General features: G+C 32.7%; 24 protein-coding genes. 12 read left to right on the forward strand and 12 right to left on the reverse strand.

All coding sequences use genetic code 11. The features are described 5' to 3' along the window. Positions 1-66 precede the first annotated feature (66 nt). The 6 genes from F553_RS0102540 (at position 67) to F553_RS0102565 (ending at position 6,835) form a co-directional block, all read left to right on the forward strand. Positions 67-1,716: a phospholipid carrier-dependent glycosyltransferase gene (locus F553_RS0102540; protein ID WP_018998865.1), complete on the forward strand. Its 1,650-nt coding sequence runs from the start codon at positions 67-69 to the stop codon at positions 1,714-1,716. A 28-nt stretch (positions 1,717-1,744) separates the two neighbouring features. After that, positions 1,745-2,911, forward strand: a complete 1,167-nt coding sequence (locus F553_RS0102545) for a DegT/DnrJ/EryC1/StrS family aminotransferase (protein WP_018998866.1) — start codon at positions 1,745-1,747, stop codon at positions 2,909-2,911. Between the two features lie 10 nt (positions 2,912-2,921). Continuing rightward, positions 2,922-3,875 (forward strand): glycosyltransferase, encoded by a 954-nt coding sequence (locus F553_RS0102550; RefSeq protein ID WP_018998867.1) that lies wholly within the window; start codon positions 2,922-2,924, stop codon positions 3,873-3,875. Next, positions 3,868-4,785, forward strand: a complete 918-nt coding sequence (locus F553_RS0102555) for a formyltransferase (protein WP_018998868.1) — start codon at positions 3,868-3,870, stop codon at positions 4,783-4,785. The genes F553_RS0102550 and F553_RS0102555 overlap by 8 nt, the downstream gene beginning before the upstream one ends. Positions 4,786-4,822: 37 nt before the next feature. Beyond that, a complete protein-coding gene (locus F553_RS0102560; protein ID WP_018998869.1) occupies positions 4,823-5,854 on the forward strand; it encodes a bifunctional UDP-4-keto-pentose/UDP-xylose synthase in 1,032 nt (343 codons plus the stop codon). 87 nt (positions 5,855-5,941) lie between these two features. Then, on the forward strand, positions 5,942-6,835 hold the full coding sequence (locus tag F553_RS0102565) for a 4-deoxy-4-formamido-L-arabinose-phosphoundecaprenol deformylase (RefSeq protein WP_018998870.1): 894 nt from the start codon (positions 5,942-5,944) through the stop codon (positions 6,833-6,835). 55 nt (positions 6,836-6,890) lie between these two features. Here the strand turns inward: F553_RS0102565 and F553_RS0102570 are convergent, their stop codons facing one another. Next, complete coding sequence (locus F553_RS0102570) at positions 6,891-7,457, reverse strand: 6-pyruvoyl trahydropterin synthase family protein (protein WP_018998871.1); 567 nt, start codon at positions 7,455-7,457, stop codon at positions 6,891-6,893. A gap of 272 nt (positions 7,458-7,729) precedes the next feature. Between F553_RS0102570 and F553_RS0102575 the strand changes: the two genes are divergently transcribed. After that, entirely contained in the window at positions 7,730-8,581 is an 852-nt protein-coding gene (locus F553_RS0102575; protein ID WP_018998872.1) for an HAD-IIB family hydrolase, read from the forward strand. Between the two features lie 58 nt (positions 8,582-8,639). Here F553_RS0102575 and F553_RS0102580 read toward each other — a convergent pair whose 3' ends face one another. After that, positions 8,640-9,827, reverse strand: a complete 1,188-nt coding sequence (locus F553_RS0102580) for a MalY/PatB family protein (protein ID WP_018998873.1) — start codon at positions 9,825-9,827, stop codon at positions 8,640-8,642. 205 nt (positions 9,828-10,032) lie between these two features. On the opposite strand from F553_RS0102580, the gene cbiM reads away from it, so the two are divergent. The 3 genes from cbiM to F553_RS0102595 are packed head-to-tail and all read left to right on the forward strand — an operon-like array spanning position 10,033 to position 12,507. Next, positions 10,033-11,028: a cobalt transporter CbiM gene (gene cbiM / locus F553_RS0102585; RefSeq protein ID WP_018998874.1), complete on the forward strand. Its 996-nt coding sequence runs from the start codon at positions 10,033-10,035 to the stop codon at positions 11,026-11,028. Continuing rightward, positions 11,006-11,836, forward strand: a complete 831-nt coding sequence (locus F553_RS0102590; RefSeq protein WP_018998875.1) for an energy-coupling factor transporter transmembrane component T — start codon at positions 11,006-11,008, stop codon at positions 11,834-11,836. The genes cbiM and F553_RS0102590 overlap by 23 nt, the downstream gene beginning before the upstream one ends. Continuing rightward, positions 11,833-12,507 (forward strand): energy-coupling factor ABC transporter ATP-binding protein, encoded by a 675-nt coding sequence (locus F553_RS0102595; RefSeq protein WP_018998876.1) that lies wholly within the window; start codon positions 11,833-11,835, stop codon positions 12,505-12,507. The genes F553_RS0102590 and F553_RS0102595 overlap by 4 nt, the downstream gene beginning before the upstream one ends. Before the next feature lie 51 nt (positions 12,508-12,558). Here the strand turns inward: F553_RS0102595 and nirJ2 are convergent, their stop codons facing one another. The 6 genes from nirJ2 to F553_RS0102625 all read right to left on the reverse strand — a co-directional run bounded on the left by nirJ2 (position 12,559) and on the right by F553_RS0102625 (position 18,254). Beyond that, positions 12,559-13,545: a putative heme d1 biosynthesis radical SAM protein NirJ2 gene (gene nirJ2, locus F553_RS0102600; RefSeq protein WP_008539413.1), complete on the reverse strand. Its 987-nt coding sequence runs from the start codon at positions 13,543-13,545 to the stop codon at positions 12,559-12,561. Continuing rightward, a complete protein-coding gene (gene nirJ1, locus F553_RS0102605; RefSeq protein WP_008539412.1) occupies positions 13,545-14,735 on the reverse strand; it encodes a putative heme d1 biosynthesis radical SAM protein NirJ1 in 1,191 nt (396 codons plus the stop codon). The genes nirJ2 and nirJ1 overlap by 1 nt, the downstream gene beginning before the upstream one ends. A gap of 228 nt (positions 14,736-14,963) precedes the next feature. Continuing rightward, positions 14,964-15,911, reverse strand: coding sequence for an HTH domain-containing protein (locus tag F553_RS0102610; RefSeq protein WP_018998877.1), 948 nt, complete (start codon positions 15,909-15,911; stop codon positions 14,964-14,966). Positions 15,912-16,001: 90 nt separating this feature from the next. Then, entirely contained in the window at positions 16,002-16,568 is a 567-nt protein-coding gene (locus F553_RS0102615) for a chromate transporter (RefSeq protein ID WP_008539410.1), read from the reverse strand. Positions 16,569-16,611: 43 nt separating this feature from the next. Then, positions 16,612-17,169 carry a chromate transporter gene (locus F553_RS0102620; protein ID WP_018998878.1) on the reverse strand — a complete coding sequence of 186 codons (558 nt, stop codon included), beginning with the start codon at positions 17,167-17,169 and terminating at the stop codon, positions 16,612-16,614. Positions 17,170-17,258: 89 nt separating this feature from the next. Further along, on the reverse strand, positions 17,259-18,254 hold the full coding sequence (locus F553_RS0102625; RefSeq protein WP_018998879.1) for an asparaginase: 996 nt from the start codon (positions 18,252-18,254) through the stop codon (positions 17,259-17,261). A gap of 145 nt (positions 18,255-18,399) precedes the next feature. Between F553_RS0102625 and cbiB the strand changes: the two genes are divergently transcribed. Further along, positions 18,400-19,380, forward strand: a complete 981-nt coding sequence (gene cbiB / locus F553_RS0102630) for an adenosylcobinamide-phosphate synthase CbiB (protein WP_018998880.1) — start codon at positions 18,400-18,402, stop codon at positions 19,378-19,380. 25 nt (positions 19,381-19,405) lie between these two features. Next, the gene (cobO, locus tag F553_RS0102635; protein WP_018998881.1) at positions 19,406-19,945 is read left to right on the forward strand and encodes a cob(I)yrinic acid a,c-diamide adenosyltransferase; all 540 of its coding nucleotides are present in this window, start codon (positions 19,406-19,408) and stop codon (positions 19,943-19,945) included. Positions 19,946-19,997: 52 nt separating this feature from the next. Here the strand turns inward: cobO and F553_RS0102640 are convergent, their stop codons facing one another. The 4 genes from F553_RS0102640 to F553_RS0102655 are packed head-to-tail and all read right to left on the reverse strand — an operon-like array spanning position 19,998 to position 23,442. Next, positions 19,998-20,735, reverse strand: a complete 738-nt coding sequence (locus tag F553_RS0102640; RefSeq protein WP_018998882.1) for an ABC transporter permease — start codon at positions 20,733-20,735, stop codon at positions 19,998-20,000. A 2-nt stretch (positions 20,736-20,737) separates the two neighbouring features. Further along, on the reverse strand, positions 20,738-21,601 hold the full coding sequence (locus F553_RS0102645) for an ABC transporter ATP-binding protein (protein ID WP_018998883.1): 864 nt from the start codon (positions 21,599-21,601) through the stop codon (positions 20,738-20,740). A gap of 19 nt (positions 21,602-21,620) precedes the next feature. Continuing rightward, complete coding sequence (locus F553_RS0102650) at positions 21,621-22,415, reverse strand: ABC transporter ATP-binding protein (protein ID WP_018998884.1); 795 nt, start codon at positions 22,413-22,415, stop codon at positions 21,621-21,623. Position 22,416: 1 nt separating this feature from the next. Then, positions 22,417-23,442 carry a FecCD family ABC transporter permease gene (locus F553_RS0102655; RefSeq protein ID WP_018998885.1) on the reverse strand — a complete coding sequence of 342 codons (1,026 nt, stop codon included), beginning with the start codon at positions 23,440-23,442 and terminating at the stop codon, positions 22,417-22,419. Between the last annotated feature and the right edge of the window lie 6 nt (positions 23,443-23,448).

The raw sequence follows: 23,448 nt of genomic DNA on the forward strand, positions 1-23,448 counted from the left end.
ATAAAAAATAGTATAATTGTATAGTTTAAACATATTTTTAAAATCATTTATCTAGGAGGTTTTTTCTTGCGTGATTTTTGTCTAAAAAATAAAAAATTACTGTTGGGAATATTTGTTTTAGCTATTTTTTATCTCTATTTAGCCCATTTAGGCTCTTATCATTTAATGGACCCTGATGAAGGTCGTTACAATCAAATACCTCGTGAAATGTTACTTCGTGGCGATTTTATCACTCCACATTTAAACGGCGTAGAATACTTTGAAAAACCTGCTTTTCAATATTGGTTTACTGCCATCATGATGAAAATTTTCGGTGTTACAGAATTTGCCGGACGTATCTTGCCTGCATTATCAGCTATCGGTTGCGTTGGTCTTGCTGGATTTTTAGGCACAATGATGTATTCTCGCAAAGTAGGTCTACTCGCTAGTGCTATTCTAGCCACATCTTGTTTAAATTTAATCGTTGCCTCTATTAATATTTTAGATATGGCTCTGACTTTATTTATGACAGCCTGCATGGTATTTTTCTATGCTTTTGAACGCTCAGAAAAGAAAAAATGGCTTGTTGCCTTTTATATCGCCATGGGCTTTGGTGTTTTAACTAAGGGCTTAGTTGCCATAATCTTACCATTTGGTATTTTATTTTGGTACACAATTTTAACAAAAAGACCTCGTTTATTCTTAAAATTATTTTATCTACCTGGAATTTTAGCTTTTCTCATCGTTACTGTTCCATGGTTTTATCTCGTTTGCCAAGCAAACCATGATTTCTTTTATTTCTTCTTTGTTCGTGAGCATTTCTTGCGTTTTACAACTAAAATGCACGATAGATTCCAACCTTGGTGGTTCTTTATTCCATTTGTAATCATCGGCATGTTACCTTGGACTGGATTTTTATTATCTTTATTTAGTAAAAAAGGTGTTATTCGTAAAACAACATCTCAGCGCAATCGCTTTGATATCATCTTCTTATTATTATGGTTCTTTATCATTTTCATTTTTTACTCTATTTCTGATTCTAAATTAGTACCATATATTATGCCTTGCTGGATGCCACTTGCTATTTTAATTGCAGCTTCCATCAAACGTTTTGAAGATGAAAATTCTTGGCTTAGTCATAGCTTTTTAATCAATAGCATCTTATGCTTAGCTTTTGTCGGAGCTTTAGTTGGCTATGTCTTAAGTTCTAATTATTTGACAATTGATGAATTCATTGCCGAAGGTGGTTTACTCACAGCAGCATTATTCATCGGTACCATTGCCTCTATTTTGGTTTGGATAAAAATAAAAAGATTTCGTTGCACTGTAAGTGTTCTTTGTGTCATGGGATTTTTCTTTGGTTTAGGTCTTCATGATGTTCAACAACAAGTACACAATAATCAATCTGCATATTATGTAAGCCAAAAAATCAATGAATTAAATCCACAAGACGCTTTAATTGTAAATTATGGCGATTTTTATCACGGTATACCATATTACACTAATCAACGAGTTGCTCTTGCTGATTTCAAAGGTGAACTTGAGTTTGGCTCTGAACATCCAAGTGGTGCAGGTTGGTTTTTCAATGGCGAAGAGTTAAATGATTTGTGGAACAGTCAAAAGCGTATTATAATTGTGGTTAAAGAACGTTATAAAGATAAATGTCTCAATGTATTGACTTCTCCAGCGAAACAAGTATTAACTGAAGGGTCATATACTATTTTGATTAATAAATAATAGTTAAATGATTTGGAGGAATATTTCCATGCGTAAAGAATTTTTACCTTTTGCTAAACCTATGGTTAGCGAAGAAGCTATTGCTGATGTAGCAGACTCTATTCGTAAAGGTTGGCTCGCTATGGGCCCTAAAACAGTAGATTTTGAACAAAAATTTGCTGATTATGTAGGTTGCAAATTTGGTATCTCCGTAAACTCTGCTACTGCCGGTTTACACCTCGCTGTAATGGCACTTATCGAGCCTGGTGATGAAGTCATTACTACACCTATGACATTTGCTAGCACTGTAAATGCAATCGTATTTGCTGGTGGTAAACCTGTCTTAGTAGATATTGACCCTCATACATTCAATATTGATATAAATAAAATTGAAGAAGCTATCACACCAAAAACAAAAGCTATCATTCCTGTTCATTTTGCAGGTCGCCCTTGCGATATGGATGCACTTGAAGCTCTTGCACAAAAATATAATCTTGGCATTATCGAAGACTCCGCTCATGCTCTTGGTGCAGAATATAAAGGTAAAAAAATCGGCTTTGGTCGTGGTGCTCGTCATATTGCTGTATTTAGCTTCCACCCAACAAAAAATATCACAACTGGTGAAGGTGGCATGATTTGCACAAATGATGAAGAAGCAGCTGAACTCATGTCTATGCAACGTCAAAATGGTATGAGTAAAGGTGCTTGGAACCGTTATCAAGCAAATGGTAAAGCTCATTATGATATTTTCCGTCCAGGTTTAAAATATCAAATGATGGATATTCAAGCTGCTATCGGTCGCGACCAGCTTACTCATCTTGAAGAATTCAATAATCGTCGTCGTGAAATCGTAGCTCGCTATCAAAGAGAATTAAAAGACGTACGTGGTTTAATCCTTCCTCCAGAAATCGAAGAAGGCAATGTTCATTCTTGGCATATATACACACCTCTAATTGATATTGATGAACTCGGTTTTAGTCGTGATGATTTCATGGCAAAAATGAGTGCTAAAAATATCGGTACAGCTTACCATTATCAAGCACTTCATTTATTTACTTGCTTTGGCGAACTCACTGGTCTTAAAGCTGGCGATTTACCAAACTCTGAATATGTATCTGAACGTATTGTTTCCTTACCACTCTTCCCTGCAATGACCGATGAAGATATAACTGATGTTATTGAAGCAATCAAAGAAATCTGTGGTATGAAAGGCTGATAACTAAAAAATGTTAGGAAATCCTGAAATTTCCATTGTAATTCCAGTTTACAATGAAGAAGAATCTCTTTCTCAATTATTTAAAGAACTCTATCCTGTAATGGAAAATTTACAGCGTAGTTTTGAAATAATCTTTGTCAATGATGGTAGTCGTGATAAATCATTTGCCATGCTCTATGACTTTCAAAAAGAGCATGAAAAAACTGTTCGCGTCATTGATTTAAATGGTAATTTCGGTCAGCATATGGCAATCACTTCTGGTTTTGCTAATGTTCGTGGAAAATACATCATTACTTTAGATGCTGACCTTCAAAATCCGCCAGAAGAAATCCCTAAAATCATTGCCAAAATGGATGAAGGCTATGATGTAGTCGGCACATGTCGTCAAAATCGTCATGACCCTTTATTTAGAAAAGTAGCTTCTCGCTTTGTAAACAGAATGACTAATCGCATCAGTGGTTTGCATATCAGCGATTATGGCTGTATGCTCCGCGGATATAGTCGTCGTATTGTCGATATCATCGTTCAAAGTCGTGAAAGCACTACTTTCATTCCTGCTTTAGGTCAAAAATTTGCCGTAAATCCTATAGAAATTCCTGTCAGTCATCGCGAACGTGAATTTGGCGAATCTAAATATAGCTTTTTCCGTTTACTTCGCTTAAATTTTGACTTAATGACAAGCTTTTCTATAGCTCCACTACAAATGGTTACAATGAGCGGTATGGGTATCTCCCTTTTAAGTATTATCTTCTTCTTATATTTGATTTTACGCCGTATTATTGTCGGACCAGAAGCTGATGGTGTCTTCACTTTAATGGCTGTAAACTTCTTCTTGATCGGTGCAACTATTATGGCACTTGGTATCATTGGCGAATATACTGGTAGAATTTATAAACAAATTCAGCAACGACCACATTATATAATCAGAAAAATATATGAGGACGGTGCTAAAGAAGATGAATAGACCTTCTATTGTAGTATTTGCCTATAGTGAACCTGGATATACTTGTCTTAAAGCTTTAATAGAAGCTAAAGCTAATATTTTAGCTGTATATACTCATCAAGATGACCCTGATGAAGAAATATGGTTTCATTCTGTATATGATTTAGCTAAGGCTAATAATATCCCTGTATTTAGACCAAAAAAAATAGATGAAGAAGCTACTAATTATATCTTAAATTTAAATCCAGATATCATCTTCTCTTTCTATTTTCGCCGTTTAATTCCTAATGAAATCATTTTAAAACCTCGTTTAGGTGCTTATAATCTCCACGGTGCTTTATTGCCTAAATATCGTGGTCAAACATGTATCAATTGGGCTGTAGTAAATGGTGAAACACGCACTGGTGCCACACTTCATCTCATGACAGAAAAAGCTGATGAAGGAGATATTGTAGACCAGCGTGGATTTGATATAGCCTTTACAGATACATCTTTAGATGTTTTCATCAAAGTTAGTAAAATCGCTAGTGAAATCATCAAAGATTGTTTGCCAAAAATAGAGGCAGGTACTATTACTTTGACACCACAAGATGATACACAAGCCACAAAATTTGGCAGACGTCGCCCTAAAGATGGTTTATTGAATTTTTCTAAAGACGCCGTTAGTTTATATAATCTCATTCGTGGCGTTACACATCCTTTTCCTGGAGCTTTTACCTATGTAAATAATAAAAAATTATTCATCTGGTGGGCAAAACCAATCGAAGGAACAGGAAATATCGGTGAAATTGTAAGTACTAATCCACTTTGCATTGGCACCGGAAAAGGTCTACTTCAACTAGAAAAATTACAATTTGAAAATGAAGCTGAATTAGATGCTAAAGCATTTACTGATTTATTGCCAATCGGTACTAAATTCGAACTTGAATAAACTATTATAAATAAAGATAGAAAGAAGTATTTATCATATGAAAATTTTTGTTACTGGTGTAAACGGTTTTATTGGCTCTCATTTCCTTGAAATGGCACTTGCTCAAACAGACTGGGAAATTCAAGGGTTTGACTTAGCAGATAATAATATCACTCAATTCTTGGATAATCCTCGCTTTTCTATGAAAAAAGGCGATATCTTCAAAGAAGAAGCTTGGCTCAATGAACAAATTAAAGAATGTGATGTTCTTTTACCATTAATCGGTATCGCTCGCCCAGCTTATTATATAACTCGTCCACTTTGGACATTCGAACTTGATTTTGAACAAAATTTAAAAATGGTTCGTAAATGTGCTGAATATGGTAAACGCGTTATCTTCCCTTCAACTTCTGAAGTATATGGTATGCCTGATCCTAACAATAAAGTCATGGACGAAGATAACAGTAATTTAATCTTAGGTCCTGTATCTAAGAGCCGTTGGATTTATAGTTGTAGTAAACAAATGATGGATAGAGTAATCTTCGCTTTTGGTCAAGAAATGGGACTTAAATTCACTTTGTTCCGCCCATTTAACTGGGTAGGGCCTCGCCTTGATAGCTTCAAAGACGCAAGCGAACATAAAGGTCGTTCCATCACTCAATTCATCTATGATGTTTTGTACACTGGCAAAATAACACTTGTAAATGGTGGTGCTCAACGTCGTAGCTTTACTTGGGTAGGCGATGGTGTACAAGGTTTAATCGATATCATCACTAATAAAGATGACCAAGCAGAAGGACAAATCTTCAATATTGGTAATCCAGAAAACAATTATTCCATCAAAGAAATGGCTGAAATCGTTGTTGATGAAATGAAAAAATTCCCTGAATTCAAAGATAAAGCCGATAAAGTAGAATTTATCGTTATGGACTCCGATAAATATTACGGTAAAAATTATGATGATATGCAAGATAGATTGCCATCTGTGAAAAAAATGGAAACTCGTCTCGGTTGGAAACCAAAAGCTACACTTCGCGAAGCAATCCACTATACACTTGAATGGTATGCTAAAAATTTAGATAAAGCTTAATTATTATTTATAAAAATCAAAGCCATTGCCTCAGCATTTGCTAGTGGCGATGGCTTTTTAACTAAAATATAAAATTTGGAGGATATTATGGCTAAAAAAATTGCTATAAAAATTGATGTAGATACAAAACGTGGCTATGATGAAGGTGTACCTCGCATGCTTGATGTCTTTAAACAAGAAGATATCCAAGCTACTTTCTTTTTCTCCATGGGTACTGATAATTCTGGTAAAGCTATTCGCCGTATCTTTCGCAAAGGTTTTTTAACTAAAATGCTACGCACTAAAGCACCTAGTACCTATGGTTTTAAAACTATGATGTATGGTACTCTTTTACCTGCACCTCATATCGTCGAACCAAATCCTATGCCATTTCTTCGTGCTATCAAAGAAAATCACGAATGTGGCATTCATTGTTGGGATCATGTTTATTGGCAAGATAAATTGCCTTTCTTATCTGAAGATACTATAAAAGAAGAATTGACCAAAGCCATCAATCTCTTTGAAAAAATCGCTGGCTTTAAAGCTAAAGCTTGTGCTGCTCCTGGCTGGCAAGTAACTCCTCGTAGCTTAAAAGTTCAACAAGAATTAGGTTTTGATTATTGCAGTGATGTTCGCGGATATTATCCATTTTATCCTATCATGAATGATAAAAAATATTTGCCACTACAAATTCCAGGAACATTGCTCACTATGGATGAATGTTTAGGTAGCACTTTAGATGATAAATTAATCACTGAAGAAAATATCAATGATTATTGGTTAAGTCATTGCAATCAAGAATTTAATGTTTTAACTATCCATTCAGAAATGGAAGGCTTAAAACAATTGCCTATTCTTCATGATTTCATCAAAAAAGCCAAAAAACTTGGTTATGAATTTGTAAAACTAGAAGAAGGTAAACATGTTCCTAATATTAAAGAATGTGAAATTTATCATGGATATTTACCAGGTAGAGCAGGAACAGTTGCTCGTCAACGATAATTAAATAAAAAAGCCACATCATATTGCTGTGGCTTTTTTATTTATAAATATTTAATTATGGTTTTTTATAACCGCATTTTGGACAAACGCCATTTTCATTCAATGCAATACCACATAATGGACAACGATCAACTTCAAGATGTGGTTCATATTCTTCAGATGCCAAATTAACTCCACTAGAGAAAGTGAGTTTTACAATATTTAATTTATCTTTTAAAAGCTCATAAACAATTTTTATCATACCTTCAACTGTCATTGTTTCTTTTGTAACAACAAGACGACAATCTGGATATGCAGTAGCAAGTTCTGTTTTAAAAGCAGGCCCTTTCATCACATTATTTGGTGCACCATCTTTTATACCTTGCTTTTCATAAACACCTAAAATAGCAGGAAGTAATGGATCATCTTCACGCAAAATTAAAGCATGATCAAAATTTTTCAAAACTTCCCATGCAGTTTTTTGAATTTCATTACAAGGGAATACCATATTTACGCCAGAATTAATAGAACCTTCTACTTCAATAGTAAGAACACCTGTATGCCCATGAAGATATTGTGCTTCGCCCTTGAAACCATAAAAACGATGTGCATACTGTAAATCAAGTTTTGTAATACTTCTCATAAATAACATCTCCTTTGTAATTTTTATTAATTAATAATCTTTATCCATTAATATTATATCAACACTTCTAAAAAATATCAATATTTTTTAGAAATTTTTATTATTTTTTTACATTTACTTCATTATCCTTTAAAATATACCATTTATAATAAAAGCATATCAGTTAGGAAATAGCACCTCTGGTTATTAGATACATTTGTAGAAGAAGAAGACTTGCTATGCGTGGTAGCTTCTATCTTCTACAAAATTAACTCCATTTTGAGGTAATAATTATGACAGATTTTAGTAATGTTTTCTTAATCAGTGATATGGATGGCACATTAATTAATTCTAAATCGCAAATTTCCACTATTAACAAATATGCTTTAAATGAATTCACTAAAGCCGGTGGTACATTTGCAGTAGCTACTGGAAGAACCCTCCACAGTTGTAAACAATATATTCCAGAGCTTCCTATAAATGCACCTAGCATATTTTATAATGGCACAATCTTGCAAGATACGAATAATAATGTAGTCTTAAAAACATTATCACTGCAAACAAAAATTCTTTTCAATTTTCTCAAACAATGTTTAATTCATTGTCCTAACACTTGTATAGAACTTCATACTAAAGATACTTTTCACATCATCACTAAAGAAGAATTTGATGATCCTGTTATCAAACGTGAAAATTTATCTTATATCAGAAGTAATCTAGATGACCTTTATGATTTAGATATTTTAAAAGTCCAATTCTATACAACAAATACTCATACGATATCATGGCTCCATAATTTCGCCAAATCTATGGAGATGGATAAAATTGCCAAATATTTTACTTCTTGGTCTAGTTATTTTGAATTAATTCCTAAAAATGCTTCTAAAGGTATTATGTTGGATAATTTACGCAAAATGCCTATGTACAAGGATAAAATATTTATCGCTGTTGGTGATTTTGACAATGATATAGAAATGCTTCTCTTTGCCGACTACGGCATTGCTGCTCAAAATGCTACGCAAAACCTTAAACAAGTAGCAGACATCATCGGCGTAAGCTGTGATGAACACCTTCTTTTTCATGTTATCAACAAAATTATTCCTAATTTGGATAAACTGATGATAACAACTCTTCAAACTGCATAAGAAAAACCTTCTATGTATAGCCCTAACATAGAAGGTTTTTCTTTTTTTATCTATAAATTTATTTCACAGCAAACTCTTTATAAGCCTGATATAGACGCTCTAATGCCCAATGAATATATTTTGTTGGACAAGCCAAATTCCAACGCTCAAACCCACTACCTGCTTTACCAAATATATAACCTTCATCAAAATAAAGGCACGCTTTTTGGCGATTGCGCATTTCTAATTCTTCATTAGTTAAATTAAATGCTCTAAAATCAAGCCATAATAAATATGTCGCTTGAAGCTGTGTTATTTTCACTTGTGGAAAATACTCTTGCATAAAATTCATGATTATTTTTTTATTTGTATCAATGATATTTATGACCTCTGTCAACCATTCTTCGCCATATTCATAAGCTAAACGACAAGCTTCATAACTTAAAATACTACAAGCAAAATCTGCATCAGTTGCTTGTTCTGCTTTAAATAAATTGCGATAATTTTCATTAGCTATAAATACATTAGAAAGTTGCATACCTGCTAAATTAAATGTCTTACTTGGTGCTGTGCAAATAATTGAATGTTCTAATGCTTCTTTAGAAATCGTACCATAGGAAACATGTTTAAATCCTGGCATAATTAAATCAGCATGAATTTCATCAGCTACTACTAAAATATCATTTGCTAAGCAAATTTCACTGATTTTAGTTAATTCTTCTCTTGTCCAAATGCGACCGCAAGGATTATGCGGACTACAAAGTATCAACATTTTTGTATCTATTGCTTTAGCTTTTTTTGTAAATAAGTCCCAATCAATATCATATGTCATACCATTATTAATCAAAGGTATCTCCACTAATTTTCTTTGATTGATTTCTATAGCCTTATACATAGGATAATAAACAGGTGTAAATAACATCACACCATCGCCTTTTTGCGTAAATGCTTTTACAGCAGTGAAAAAAGCATTTACTACACTATGTGTTTCTACAAGCCATTTTTCATCAACTGTAAAATCATGATGCTTTTGTTGCCATTTACAAACGCTTTCACGATATTTTTTATTCGTGCCTGCATAGCCTAAGATATTATCATCTATAAATTTCTTTAATCCTTCTGTGATTTCTGGGGCAAGTTTAAATTCCATATCAGCTACAGAAAAAGGAATTACTTTTTCATCTACTAAAGGATTATTTTTCATTTCCTGCCATTTTTGACTGCCAATGCCAAAGCGAGCATTAATATTTTCTAAATCGTATTTCATAAAATACACCTCTTTCATTTTTAATTATCATATTCCCCCATACCCCCATATAAAAATATTTTTACTTTCCTAAATTATAGCTTAATGCTTTGATATCTATGATTTTATTTTAATTTTTATTTCTATCCTATACATAGGCTTATATTTATCATTTATAAATAATATAATGATGGCAAATAATATTATTTATAAGGAGGATTTCATCATGCATATTCCTGATAATTATTTAAGCCCTTCCACTTGTGCTACTTTATTTGTAGCTATGACACCTATCTGGTACTATTCTATCCGCAAGATAAATAAAACTTTATCTGCTGATAAAATTCCTTTAATTGGCATAGGTGGCGCATTTGCTTTTATTTTGATGATGTTTAATCTGCCCATTCCTGATGGCACTACAGCCCACGCCGTCGGTGGAACACTCATTGCTTTACTGTTAGGGCCCTATGCCGCCTGTATAGCTATCAGTGTAGCACTTTTCATTCAAGCTATAATCTTTGGTGATGGTGGTATTTTATCTTTTGGGGCTAATTGTTTTAATATAGCATTTATTTTACCTTTCACAGGCTTTTTTATTTATAAAATTTTAAATAAAATTCATCTATCTCCCTTTTATCATAAATGCACTATTTTTCTATCTGCCTATATCAGTATAAATTTAGCTGCTTTTTTCACAGCTTTAGAACTTGGTATTCAGCCATTATTATTTGTAGATAATTTAGGTCAACCACTTTATTGTCCGTATCCTCTTTGGATATCCATACCTGCCATGGCTTTATCTCACTTGACAATTGCTGGCATAGCAGAAGGTTTATTTACTTTATCTTTATATCTTTTTATCCTCAAGACATCTCCAAATATAATTTATGATAGCCAACAGATAAAATTAAATTCTATTTTTTCTTTATTAGCATTTTTAATTATTATTTCTCCACTTGGACTCATAGCTGAAGGCACCGCATGGGGTGAATGGGCTCCAGAAGAAATTTTAAATGATACTTCTTCGGGGGTTACTCTTGGATTTATTCCAGAAAAATTATTAAATGGATTTAATTATGAAGCTTTTTTCCCTGATTATACTATGAGTGGGACAACTGATATTTTAGCTTATATAGCTTCAGCTATTATTGGTGTCGCTCTCTTAATCATCATCTTTAAAATACTGGGAAGTATTATTTATGCAAAAAAACAATCACTTTGATAATTCTGCTAAAATTCCTAAATGGCTTTTAACTACAGATGAGTACACACCCCCAAAGGATAAAGATAAATTTTGGCAAAAAACTTTATTTTCCATTACTACTAAATTAATTTTTCTTCGCCATCATAATTATCCCCATAAAAACAGTTGGCTAAATCCCAGTGAAAAATTATTGTTTATTTTTCTCACCATAATTTTAATAAATTCTGCACAAAAAATATTTTTTCCTTTAATTATTTTAGCTTTTAGTTTAATTTATTTATCAACTTTAAATACTAAACTCATCATTTCTATATTAAAGCCGACTTTGATATCAACTTTATTTTCTTTAATAATAATTTTACCTTCTCTATTACTAAATAATACTCGCCTTTTCTATCTACCTTTTAAAATTTTTATAACTGTTCTTCTTTTAGCTTATATCGCTCAAACTATCCCTTTTTATAGACTAAGTAAAATTCTTCGCCTATTTCATATTCCTGCGATATTTATTTTAACCTTAGATTTAACATTAAAATACATCGTGATTTTAGGAGATACCATTACCAATTTATTAATTTCTCTAAAATTGCGCTCTGTCGGTAAAAATAATTTTAAGTATCAAAGTCTAGCCTCTATATCAGGCACTACATTTCTAAAATCACAGATTTATACTAAAGAAACTTATCATGCTATGATATGTCGTTGTTTTGATGAAAATTACACGCCAGTTATTAAACATAAATTTAAATTAAAATATATTTGGCATATTATCGTAATTATCATCTATCTATTATTTTATTTTTTCAGTGAAGGATATTTTCTATGACACCAATTATAAATCTATCTCATATAAGCTATAACTATGAAGAAGTTTCTGCTTTAAATGATATCTCTCTTGAAATTTATGCTGGAGAATTAATCTTTTTTACGGGTCCTAATGGTTGTGGTAAATCCACTTTATTTAAACTTTTAAATGGTCTAATCTTTCCCACTAAAGGTGAATATTACTTTGATAATAAGAAAATCGATAAAAATACTTTGCAAGATAATATATTTGCTAAAAACTTTCATAAACGCATTGGCTATATTTTTCAAAATCCAGATGTGCAATTATTCAATGCTACAGTATATGATGAAATCGCCTTTGCCCCAAGGCAAATGAATTTAGATGAAGACATCATTCATCAACGTGTAAATGAGCTTTTAATTTATTTAAATATACAACATTTACAAAATAGACCATCTTATCATCTAAGTGGTGGCGAACAGAAAAAAGTGGCTCTTGCTGCAATCTTAGCTCTAAATCCAGATATACTTATGATTGATGAGCCTTTAAATGGGCTTGATAATAAGACTAGACAATGGTTTAAAGAATTTCTCATAGATTTTATCAAAGCTAATAAAACTATTTTGATTTCCACGCATGAACAAGAATTATTATCCCTACCTCATAGTCGCATTATAAAATTCAATGATGAACATACTATTTTAAATTAAAATCAACTAAAAAAGTGTTGTATATAGCCTAGACCATATACAACACTTTTATTATTTATGACTATATAAACACCATGGTTCTTCTGCCATATAATTGCCATCATTATAATAAGCAGCTCTAGCTCTACAGCCACCACAGCTGAATTTATATTTACATTTACCACAATTGCCTTCAAATTCAAAAGTACGCAATTTATTCAATACTTCGCTGTTTTTCCAGATTTCATCAAATGGAGTTTTGCGAACATCGCCAAGTTCCATATTTAAATAAGCACATGGCTGTACTTTTCCTCGAGGGCTGATAATGCAATAAGATGTTCCAGCCAAACAGCCACGACGGAAACGAAGTTTCATGCCCATCTGATCAGCTATACGCATAAATTGAGGTGCGCAAGTAGGTTTTAATTCGATATCCACTTCTTGCTGTTTTTTCATAATTCTTGTGATAACATCTTCATATTCTTTAGCGCGAAGTGTTTCTGCTTCGATATTTTTACCTCTACCTGTTGGTACTAAGAAGAAAATATGATGAGCTACAGCACCTTCTTTAACGGCAAAATCCGTTAAAGCTTCCAATTCATGTTGGTTCCAATCCATCACTGTTGTATGAATTTGAAATGGCAACCCTACTTTACGACAATTTCTCATACCACGAACAGCGCCTTCCCAAGCATTAGGGAATTTACGGAAATTATTATGTTTTTCTGCGTCCATGGAATCAAGAGAAATTCCCATACCCATAGCGCCAGCATTTTTTAATTTTAAAGCCATTTCTTCTGTGATAAGCGTGCCATTTGTACCAAATACAGAGCGAAGACCTAATTTTGTAGCGTATTCCACAAGTTCTACGATATCTGGACGCATAAGTGGCTCTCCACCAGAAAAAATCATGATTTTAAAGCCAGCTTTTGCAATCTGCTCTAAAAGCGTTTTCGCTTCTTGAGTATTTAATTCTTCATCTGCTTTACAACCAGCATCACGATAACAATGGTCGCAAAACATATTACAAGCATTAGTTGTATTCCATGAAATAATCATTATTTTTCAGCTCCTGTAATACCAATTTCTTCATCAGTTAAATAACAAGAAGGGTCTGATTCCCAAAAATCTCCAGTACGAGCTTCAGCACGTGTTCTGAAATTACCATTACAATTATCTAAGAATTTGCATTTACTGCAACGACCTTTTAATAATGGTTTTCTATCTTTCAATCCTGCCATAATAGGATTTGTTGTATCTTGCCAAATATCACCAAATTTACGTTCACGAACATTGCCAAAAGTATGGTGTTGTGTAAATTGGTCAGGATGTACATATCCAAGTGGGTCAACTTCGGCAAAAGCCATACCAGAACGGTTACCACCATTCATTGCGATATATTTTTTAATCTGCTGAGCAAGTTCATCTTTGCCTTCTTGAAGTGCTTTTAAATACATATATACACCATCGCAATGATTATCTACAGTCAAGATTTCTTTTTTCAAACCACGTTCTTCAAAATCACGAGTGCGACGAATGATTATATCCATAGCACGGCGAGATTCTTCAGCTGTTACATCTTCATCCATCATTTGATTGCCACGACCAGAATATACTAAATGATAGAAGCAAACACGATTGATATTTTCTTCTTCAATGAAATCAAAGATATTTTCTAATTCTTGGATATTGTGATGATTGATAGTGAAGCGAAGCCCTACGCGTTGGTCAACTGCTACACAGTTTTTAATACCATTCATAGCAGCTTCAAAAGCTCCAGCTTTTCCGCGAAATTTATCATTTACTTCACGAAGACCATCTAAAGAAATGCCCACATATCCTACACCAATATCTTTGATTTTGCGAGCTACTTCTGGTGTAATCAAAGTACCATTAGTAGATAATGTAGGACGTACACCTTTTTTCGCTGCATAGTCTGCAAGTTCAAAGAAATCTGGACGAATTAATGGTTCTCCACCAGAAAATAATAATACTGGCACATTGAAATCTGCTAAATCATCAATGAATTGTTTTGCTTCTGCTGTAGTCAATTCATTTTGATATTTTTTAGCATCAGAACTCATATAACAATGGCGACATTTTAAATTACATGTACGTGTAGAGTTCCAAACTACTACTGGTCCCATGCCTTCTCTTACGCCATTTCTTGCTTTATGAGCATTATCTGTATAACGAAGAGAGTCTCCAAAATATTCTGTTGCAAATAATAATTTCGTTACGCTTATCAAGTTATTTCACCTATTCCTTATTTTAATTCTAGTTTATACAAGCAAATATTTATATATTCAATATATGTATAAGTAATTATGAACGACATTCACATTTACAATATATTTATAATAACAATATAAAGGTTAAAGGTCAATAAAAAGCTTTTATAATAATTTTTCTATTTTGACCAAAAAAATATCTTTTTATCCCCATATATTCTACAGAGATAAAAAGATATTTATATCTTAATAATTTATTCTTTTTTTACCAGCGACTAAACGTTTTAAAGAATTTACTTCACGTGTAAGTCTATTGATAGCTTTTACTAAAGCAGCTACTGGATTTGCTTGTTCTACAGTTTCTACTTTTTCCACTTTTTCTACTTTAGAAATGCTTTCTGCTTTTGCTTTAACTTCTGGTTTTACTTCGATATTTTCTTTTTTCTGTACTGGTGTTTCATCTACATTTTGTACAATTTTACGAGGACGACCTCTTCTTTTCTTAGCTACTTGTTCATTTGCTTTTACTTGTATTTCTACTTTTTCTACCTTAGTTTCCACTTTTGTTTCTACTGCTTTTTGTGCATTTTTTGGTGGACGGCCTCTTCTTTTTTTCTGTGGTGCTTCTTCTTTTACTTCTTTTTTAACCACAGGTTCAGCTAATTTTATATTTTGCGCCATAGCAGCAATTTTATTTACACGTTTTTTAACTGTTTTTGCTTTATTTTCTGTAGCTTCTACTTGTGATACAACTTCTGGATTTTTACGAGGACGACCGCGTTTTTTCTTTGGCATATCCACTGTATATTCTTCTTTTTTTGTTTCTGCTACTGTTTCTACCACAGGATTTTTACGAGGACGACCTCTTCTTTTTTTTGTTGGTTCACTATTCATTATTTTTTCTTCCTTTGTTTCTACTGATATATTTTCTTTAGTATCTATGATTAATTGACCATCAGCATATAATTTTCTCCATCTTGCTGAAGCTCTTTCTATGCGTTTATTGCCTAAAATTGATGGGTCAAAACCTGCTTCAATAAAAATTTCTGTAGGTTTTTTCCCTGCTAAATAATTTTTTACATAATAAGATTTAAATGCTTCTGTATAAATAATTCTTGTTTTTTCTACTGACTCTACATTAGGGTTTTTACTGAGAATTTTTCTTTGTTCTTCGGTAAATACTTTTGCTGCCAATTCATTTCGCCTCTTTCATATGTATATATCTTATTTATAATCATAATATATACCATTGATAAATTCAATATATTATGCTAAAAAATCCCCCTAAAATTTTCCAATTAGTCCTAAAATAAGCCCTAATACACCAGAACCAGCCAAAATTTTTATAATTCCCACTTTTTTTCTAACAGCAATAAAAGCTACAATTAATACAAATAAACCTAAATAATCAATATCTGCTACATTTATTGGCATTTTTTCTGTATTGAACAAAGCTAAAAATATAAAACTCATACCAGCAGAACAAATTAATGCTACAACAGCTGGTCTTAAGCCATTTAATATACCTTTAATCACCCCAATATTTCCATATTTAAAAAATAATTTTGCTAAAATAATACCTAAAATAAACGATGGCGTTACAAATCCCAATGTTGCCACAATAGCACCTAAAAACCCTGCTACTTTCATGCCGACAAAAGTCGCTGCATTAATACCGATAGGACCAGGAGTCATCTGAGAAATTGTAAAAATATCTATAAATTCACTCATGCTAAGCCAGCCATGTACATCTATTACTTGTGCTTGGATTAATGGCATGGAAGCATATCCACCGCCAACACAAAATAAACCTACTTGAACAAAGCTCCAAAATAATTCTAAATAAATCATGGTAAAAATCCTTTGCTATTTTTCTATCACTAAATTAATTATTTTAATTATATTTTTTATCCCTCATTAAAATTAAACCAATAATTCCATCAATAACGATTAAATACATTATATTTATATCCGTAAAAAAGCTCATACCAAAGGTAAAACAAATAATAAATAAGGATAATATATATTTTTTCTTTATTTCTTTTTTCAATAAATCATATGCTACATTGATAATCAATGCTGTAGCACCACATTGCATACCTTTTAATAGCAATTTCACATATGGATTTGTAGCAAATAAATTATAAAAAATACAAATTAAAGATAAAGTGATAAGCGGTGGCAATACAGTGGCTAGTAAAGCTGTCAAAGTTCCTTTTACACCACGCATTTTATATCCTAAAATTACAGCGGAATTAATCGCCACTACCCCTGGCATAGATTGAGCTATAGCTACTAAGTCTAAGGCATCTTTTTCTTTTATCCATTTATATTCATCGACATATTTTGCCTTCAATAGCGGTATGATTACAAAACCGCCACCCACAGTAAAAGCACTGATAATAAATGTGGATTTAAATAATTTCCAATAAAAATTCTCTGCTTTTTCCATTTCAACATTCCTTTTACATAAAATAAAGAAATCACTATTATCGATTGAATATACAATAATAGTGATTTCAAATTAACTTAAAATACTATTTAAAAAACAGCTTTAATTTCACCAATGATATCACCACGATGATTTTTCAATACAGGTGGATACATTGACAATAATTTATTATATTCTTCTTCATTAATATAATTAAAATGTTTGAGCATTGCAATTACCATTGGAGTTACTGCTGCATAGCTTCCATCTTCAATTTTAAAAGCCATACCAGATTTTAATTCACGAGAAGCTAAGCAATATACTGCATCTGCACCAATTTTAGCCAATACTCGTTCATTTGTTACTTCTGCTACTGCTTTATCAATTCTACCTGTTCCAGAAACCATCTGCGGATATGCACACATAGCATCACGAATTTTTATCGCAGCTTCTGTGTATTCGCCCCAATTTCCTTCTTCTGCATTCATCAAACGAGCATAAGCATATGCCATTTTATCAAGTGGTAAATAAAATACAGGCACACCACAACCATCAATACCAATATCCAATTCATCTTCAGAAATACCAGCTGACATAGCTACTATTTGATGAATGATTTTTTGAGCTTCATGGTCTGGTTTTATATAATCTTCCACTGGTATATTCAACAACTGACAAAGAGCTATGATTGCTGAATGTTTACCAGAACAAGGATTATGCAATGCTGATGGTTTTAAATTATTCTTTACTAATTCTTTGAAAGCTTTTCCACTCATAGGACGAGCAGAACCACAGTTTAATACTTCTTCAGTTAAACCTAATTTATGCAAAATAGATTTTACTGTTTCTACATGAATATCTTCACCGCTATGAGAAGAAGCAAGTATTGCTAATTCTTGTTGTGTTAAATTATATTTTTCAACGCCACCTAATTTTACAAACTGTAATAATTGAAAAGGTTTCGCTGCACTGCGCCAAAACATTGGTAGGTGAGCATTGCCTACTTTATCAATAATATTGCCATCAACGCCAACACAAACAGCATCGCCTCGATGAATATTTTCTACATATTTTCCTCTTGTGTAATGTAATAATTCTACACTCATTTTCTCACCTCAATAATAAAATCTTTAGATTATCTTTTATCATACCATAGCACTTTATTTTTTTGTAGTAATTTATTGATTTTAAAATATCTAGCTTCTATAATTAATATGCATAGAAAAATTTTAAAAATGTGAGTTGAATGTAATGGAAATAGCTTTAATTGCTTTTTTAGCCTTCGTCATTGATTGCATAATTGACGACCCTAATTCTAAATATCATCCTGTAGCTTTGATGGGAAAATTAATTGATATCCTCGATAAATTATTGCGCAAAGATAATGCTACTGAACCTACAAAATTAGTCTGTGGCTTTATTTTGGTGGCTATATTATTGAGCTTTAGCTATGGCATAACTTATGGCATAATCACACTTCTTGATGTATTTAATTGCCCTAGTTGGCTCAATATCTTTATCCAAGCTGTAATCTTAAGCTTTATGATTTCACCAAAATCTCTAGCTAAAGCAGGCAAAGATATTTATGATGAATTAATCAATCACAATCTTGATGAAGCTCGCAAAAAAGTAAATTATATCGTAAGTCGCGATGCCAATCGCATGAATGAACAAGATATCACTCGTGCCACTGTAGAAACGGTAGCAGAAAATATCGTAGATGGTATTATCTCGCCTTTATTTTATTTCTTTATCGGTGGACTACCGCTCGCTGTACTTTACCGCATGAGCAATACCATGGACGCTATGATTGGCTATAAAAATGATAAATATCTTTATTTCGGCAGAACAGCTGCCCGCATTGATGATGTTTTGAATTTTATTCCTGCGCGCATAACAGGACTTTTATTAATAGTTGTAGCCTTTTATTCCAAATTAAATGCCAAGGGCGCTTTAAAAATGATGATGCGTGATGCTAAAAAACATCCTAGCCCTAATGGTGGTTATACAGAAGCTACAGTAGCTGGCGCACTAGATATTCGCCTAGGCGGTATAAACTATTATTTTGGTCGTCAATCTTTCCGAGCTTATATGGGCGAAGCTATCAATGAGTTAAATGCTCAACATATTCAACAAACCATAAAATTAATGTACAATGTTTCTACTTTATTTTTAATCATTATGTGCATTGGTTATATCGTAATCACAAAATATCAAGAACTTAGTCTCTAAATCATAAGTAGGTGAATAATAGATAATGCAAGATATTCAATATAAAAAAGGATTAGTAATCGTTCACACTGGAAACGGCAAAGGAAAAACTACAGCAGCTTTAGGGCTTGCAATTCGTGCATGGGGCGAAGGCTTAAAAGTTTTAATTCTCCAATTCATCAAAGGCAGTTGGAAATATGGCGAATTAAAAGCTTTAGCTAAATTTGCTCCAGATATCACAGTGAAACAATGCGGTGAAGGTTTTACTCGCCGAGGCAATACAGATATAAAAATCCATCAAGAAGCCGCTAAAAAAGCACTTCAAGAAGCTAAAATGGAAATGATAAGCAATAAATGGGATATGATTATCTTAGATGAAATAAATTACGCTATTGATTTTGATTTAGTCGATTTAAAAGATATCTTAGATTTAATCGCCGAAAAACCTGCTGATTTACATCTCGTTATGACAGGACGAAATGCCAAAGAAGAAATCATTCAAAAGGCTAATTTAGTAACGGAAATGAAAGAAATCAAACACCCTTATAAAGAAGGCATCAAAGCCCAAAAAGGTATTGAATTTTAAATTTAAATAAAAATGCACTCCAAGGAAAAATTTTCCCATTGGAGTGCATTTTTTAATTTTTTATCTTACCTAAAATGCGATTGCAAATAATAAATAATACAATCATATATAAACATAAAATACCAATAGATACTATAGAAATCTCTTGATTATGTGTGATAGCACGCAACAAAGTGGATGTATGCGTCAATGGCAAAGCTTCAATAAAATAATGTAGTAATAATGGCAATTTATCCGTAGAGAAAAATGTGCCACATAAAAATGACATCGGCAATAAAATATACGTATTAAATCTTGCCATATCTTCAAAAGTCTGTACTGTCATTGCTGCTGAAAAACCAATTTCAGCAAAGATGATACAATTTATAATCAATATGATTATAAATAATGGCGTAATCGCAAATTTCGCACCAAATAAATAAGCTAAAACAACGATAATCGCTGAAGAAATCATGCCACGAAGCACAGCAGCCAAAATCTTTCCTGCTACAAAAGCTATTGGTCGAATAGGCGATACTAAATATTCCTCTAAAGATTTATGATATATACGTTCTGCATGTACAGGAGTCAAACTATTAAAAGCTATATTCATAGAATTTAAAGCCAAAATCCCTGGAACTAAAAAATCTAAATACGAGCCAGTCCCTGTATTAATACTTCTACCTAAGCCCCAGCCAAAAGCCACCATATATAAAATAGGTGCTACCATACGACTTAAGATGAATTTTATCATGCGATGTTTCAATACTACCCAATCTCGCCAAAAAACAGTCCAAATATCATATAGCATAATCAGCTCACCGTCCTTCCTGTCAATTCTACGAAAACATCTTCTAAATTGGAATGACGTATAGTTGTCGCTACATCTAAAGTTCCAGCAAAATCAGCGCATTCTTTGCGTGAATTAAAGAATTTATACTCTCTAGACTCTTCACTATCCCATTCTACAACATATTTGCCAATTTGCTCACAAAGAGCTTTTGGCGTATCCAATTTTATTAAACTCCCTTTATTTAAAATAGCCACTCTATTGCATAGATTTTCTGCTTCTTCAATATAATGTGTAGTCAAAACTACAGTCACACCATCTTTTGGCAATCGACGTATTAAATCCCAAATACGTCGGCGTACTTGTGGGTCTAAAGCTACCGTTGGCTCATCTAAAAATAAAATTTTAGGATTATGCATCAAAGCTCGCACAATCAATAAACGTCTTTTCATACCACCAGATAGACTTTTTACCTTATCATTAACTCTATCTTGAAGCTCTACATAATTTAATAATTCTTCAATGCGAGCATGACGCTGACTTTTAGGAATATGATGCAATCTTCCATGTAATTCCATATTTTCCCAAACAGTCAAATCCTGATCAAAATTTATATGTTGTGGTACTACTCCTATATATTTTTTTACATTTAATTCGTCGTTGAATATATCTTTTCCCTTATATAAAATTTCTCCAGCTGTAGGCTTTGTAAGCATGGTAAGCATGCGAATAGTTGTCGTCTTACCTGCTCCATTTGGCCCTAAAAGGCCAAAGATTTCACCTTCATCAATTGTCAAATTTAAATCTTTTACAGCCGTTTTTTCTATATTTTTACCTTGTTTATTCTTAGAAACAAAATTTTTCTTTAGGGATTTTATTTCAAGCATATTTATTCCCCTTATTATATTAATTTTTAACTAAAGATACTGGAAAAATTATTTTATCTTCTGGATTTTGACAGTTTTGATACATCTTAGCATTCACACCAAATACTTTAGCTAAATTTTCTACATCAAGTACAGTATTTGGCTCACCTTGCTCAAATACATGTTTATCTTTCAAGATAACTATATCATCAGCATACATACGAGCATGATTTATATCGTGTAAGACCATAATTACTGTCATTTTTTCGCGTTTATTCAATTCATCTACTATCTGCATGACTTCTATTTGATGAGCAATATCTAAATAAGTAGTTGGCTCATCTAATAATAAAATCTTTGGCTGTTGAGCAAGTGCCATTGCAATCCATGTACGCTGTCTTTCACCGCCAGATAAAGTGCTGACTAAACGATGAGAAAAAGATGTAATATGTGTTTTTTCCATTGCTTCTTCAATAATCGCTTGCTCTTTTTTATTATTCAATGATTTAAACATAGAACGATAAGGAAACCTGCCATAACTTACAAGCTCTTTTACCGTCAAATCTGTTGGTGTTGTCGCTCCCTGTGGTAATATTGCCATTTTCTTCGCTAGATTTTTTCTGGATAAATGCAAAATATTTTCTCCATCAATTAAGATTTCGCCTTTATATTGACGATTTAATCCTGAGATAGCTTTCAATAAAGTCGATTTACCACAACCGTTTGGCCCTATGATAGCTGTCTTTTTTTCAGCTTTAAAATCAATATTAATTCCATCTAAAATCAATTTATCATGTATTTTTATCATTAAATCAGATACTTTTAAATTAACCATATTAAAGCTCCTTTCTAAGTAAAAATAAAAAGAATGGAGCTCCTAATATCGCCATGAAAATTCCCACAGGCAATTCCAATGGAGCAAAAGCTACACGGGCAAAAGTATCACTATAAGTAACTACAGCTATCCCCAAAAGTGCCGACGAAGGTATCAAGTAGCGATAATCTGAACCTACAAGCAAACGAGCTGTATGTGGCACTATAAGCCCTACAAAACCTAATAAACCAGCTACAGATACCGCGCTTGCTGCCAATAATGCTCCTATAGCAGTCAAATAAATGCGTGTTAATTCTACATTAACCCCTAGAGCCTTTGCTATATCATCACCCAATTGCAAAATATTCAAATGGCGTGAACCCAGCATTGCTAAAATAAATCCAATTAAAGCATAAGGCCAGATAATATCTACATGTGGCCATGAACGAGCCGATAAGCCCCCTACCATCCACATCAAAGCACCATGTATTCTATCACTATATAAAACTAAAATAGCGGAAATACCTGCACCTAAAAATGCTGATACTGCCACCCCTGCTAAAATAATACGCAATGGTCTTATACCATTTTTCCATGCTAATAAATAAATGCAAATAGCTGCAATCATAGCACCGACAAAAGCTATAGGCGTTATTAGATATTCCATAGCAGGAAATAATACAATCACTAAAATACCTGTAAGCCCTGCCCCTGAAGAAATCCCTATGATATGTGGATCAGCTAAAGGATTTTTCATCACAGCTTGTAAAATAGCTCCTGCCATAGCCAAATTCATGCCTACTAATCCTGCAACTATCGTTCTTGGCAATCTAATATTATATAAAATCTGTTGGTGAGGACTACTTACACCATCAATAAAAATATTTTTCAATTCACTTATTGGAATAGCTACTGCTCCACTTATTATACTGCATATAATGCCCGAGCAAGCTAAAATGGCGAATACTATCATCATTAGTATTCGCCATTTATTAATCGCTATGCCAAATTTTGTAGTTTGTAAAACTTCTTGTTTTTGCATAGTCATATCAAT

It is taken from the genome of Megamonas rupellensis DSM 19944 (assembly GCF_000378365.1).
GTDB classification, from domain to species: domain Bacteria; phylum Bacillota; class Negativicutes; order Selenomonadales; family Selenomonadaceae; genus Megamonas; species Megamonas funiformis.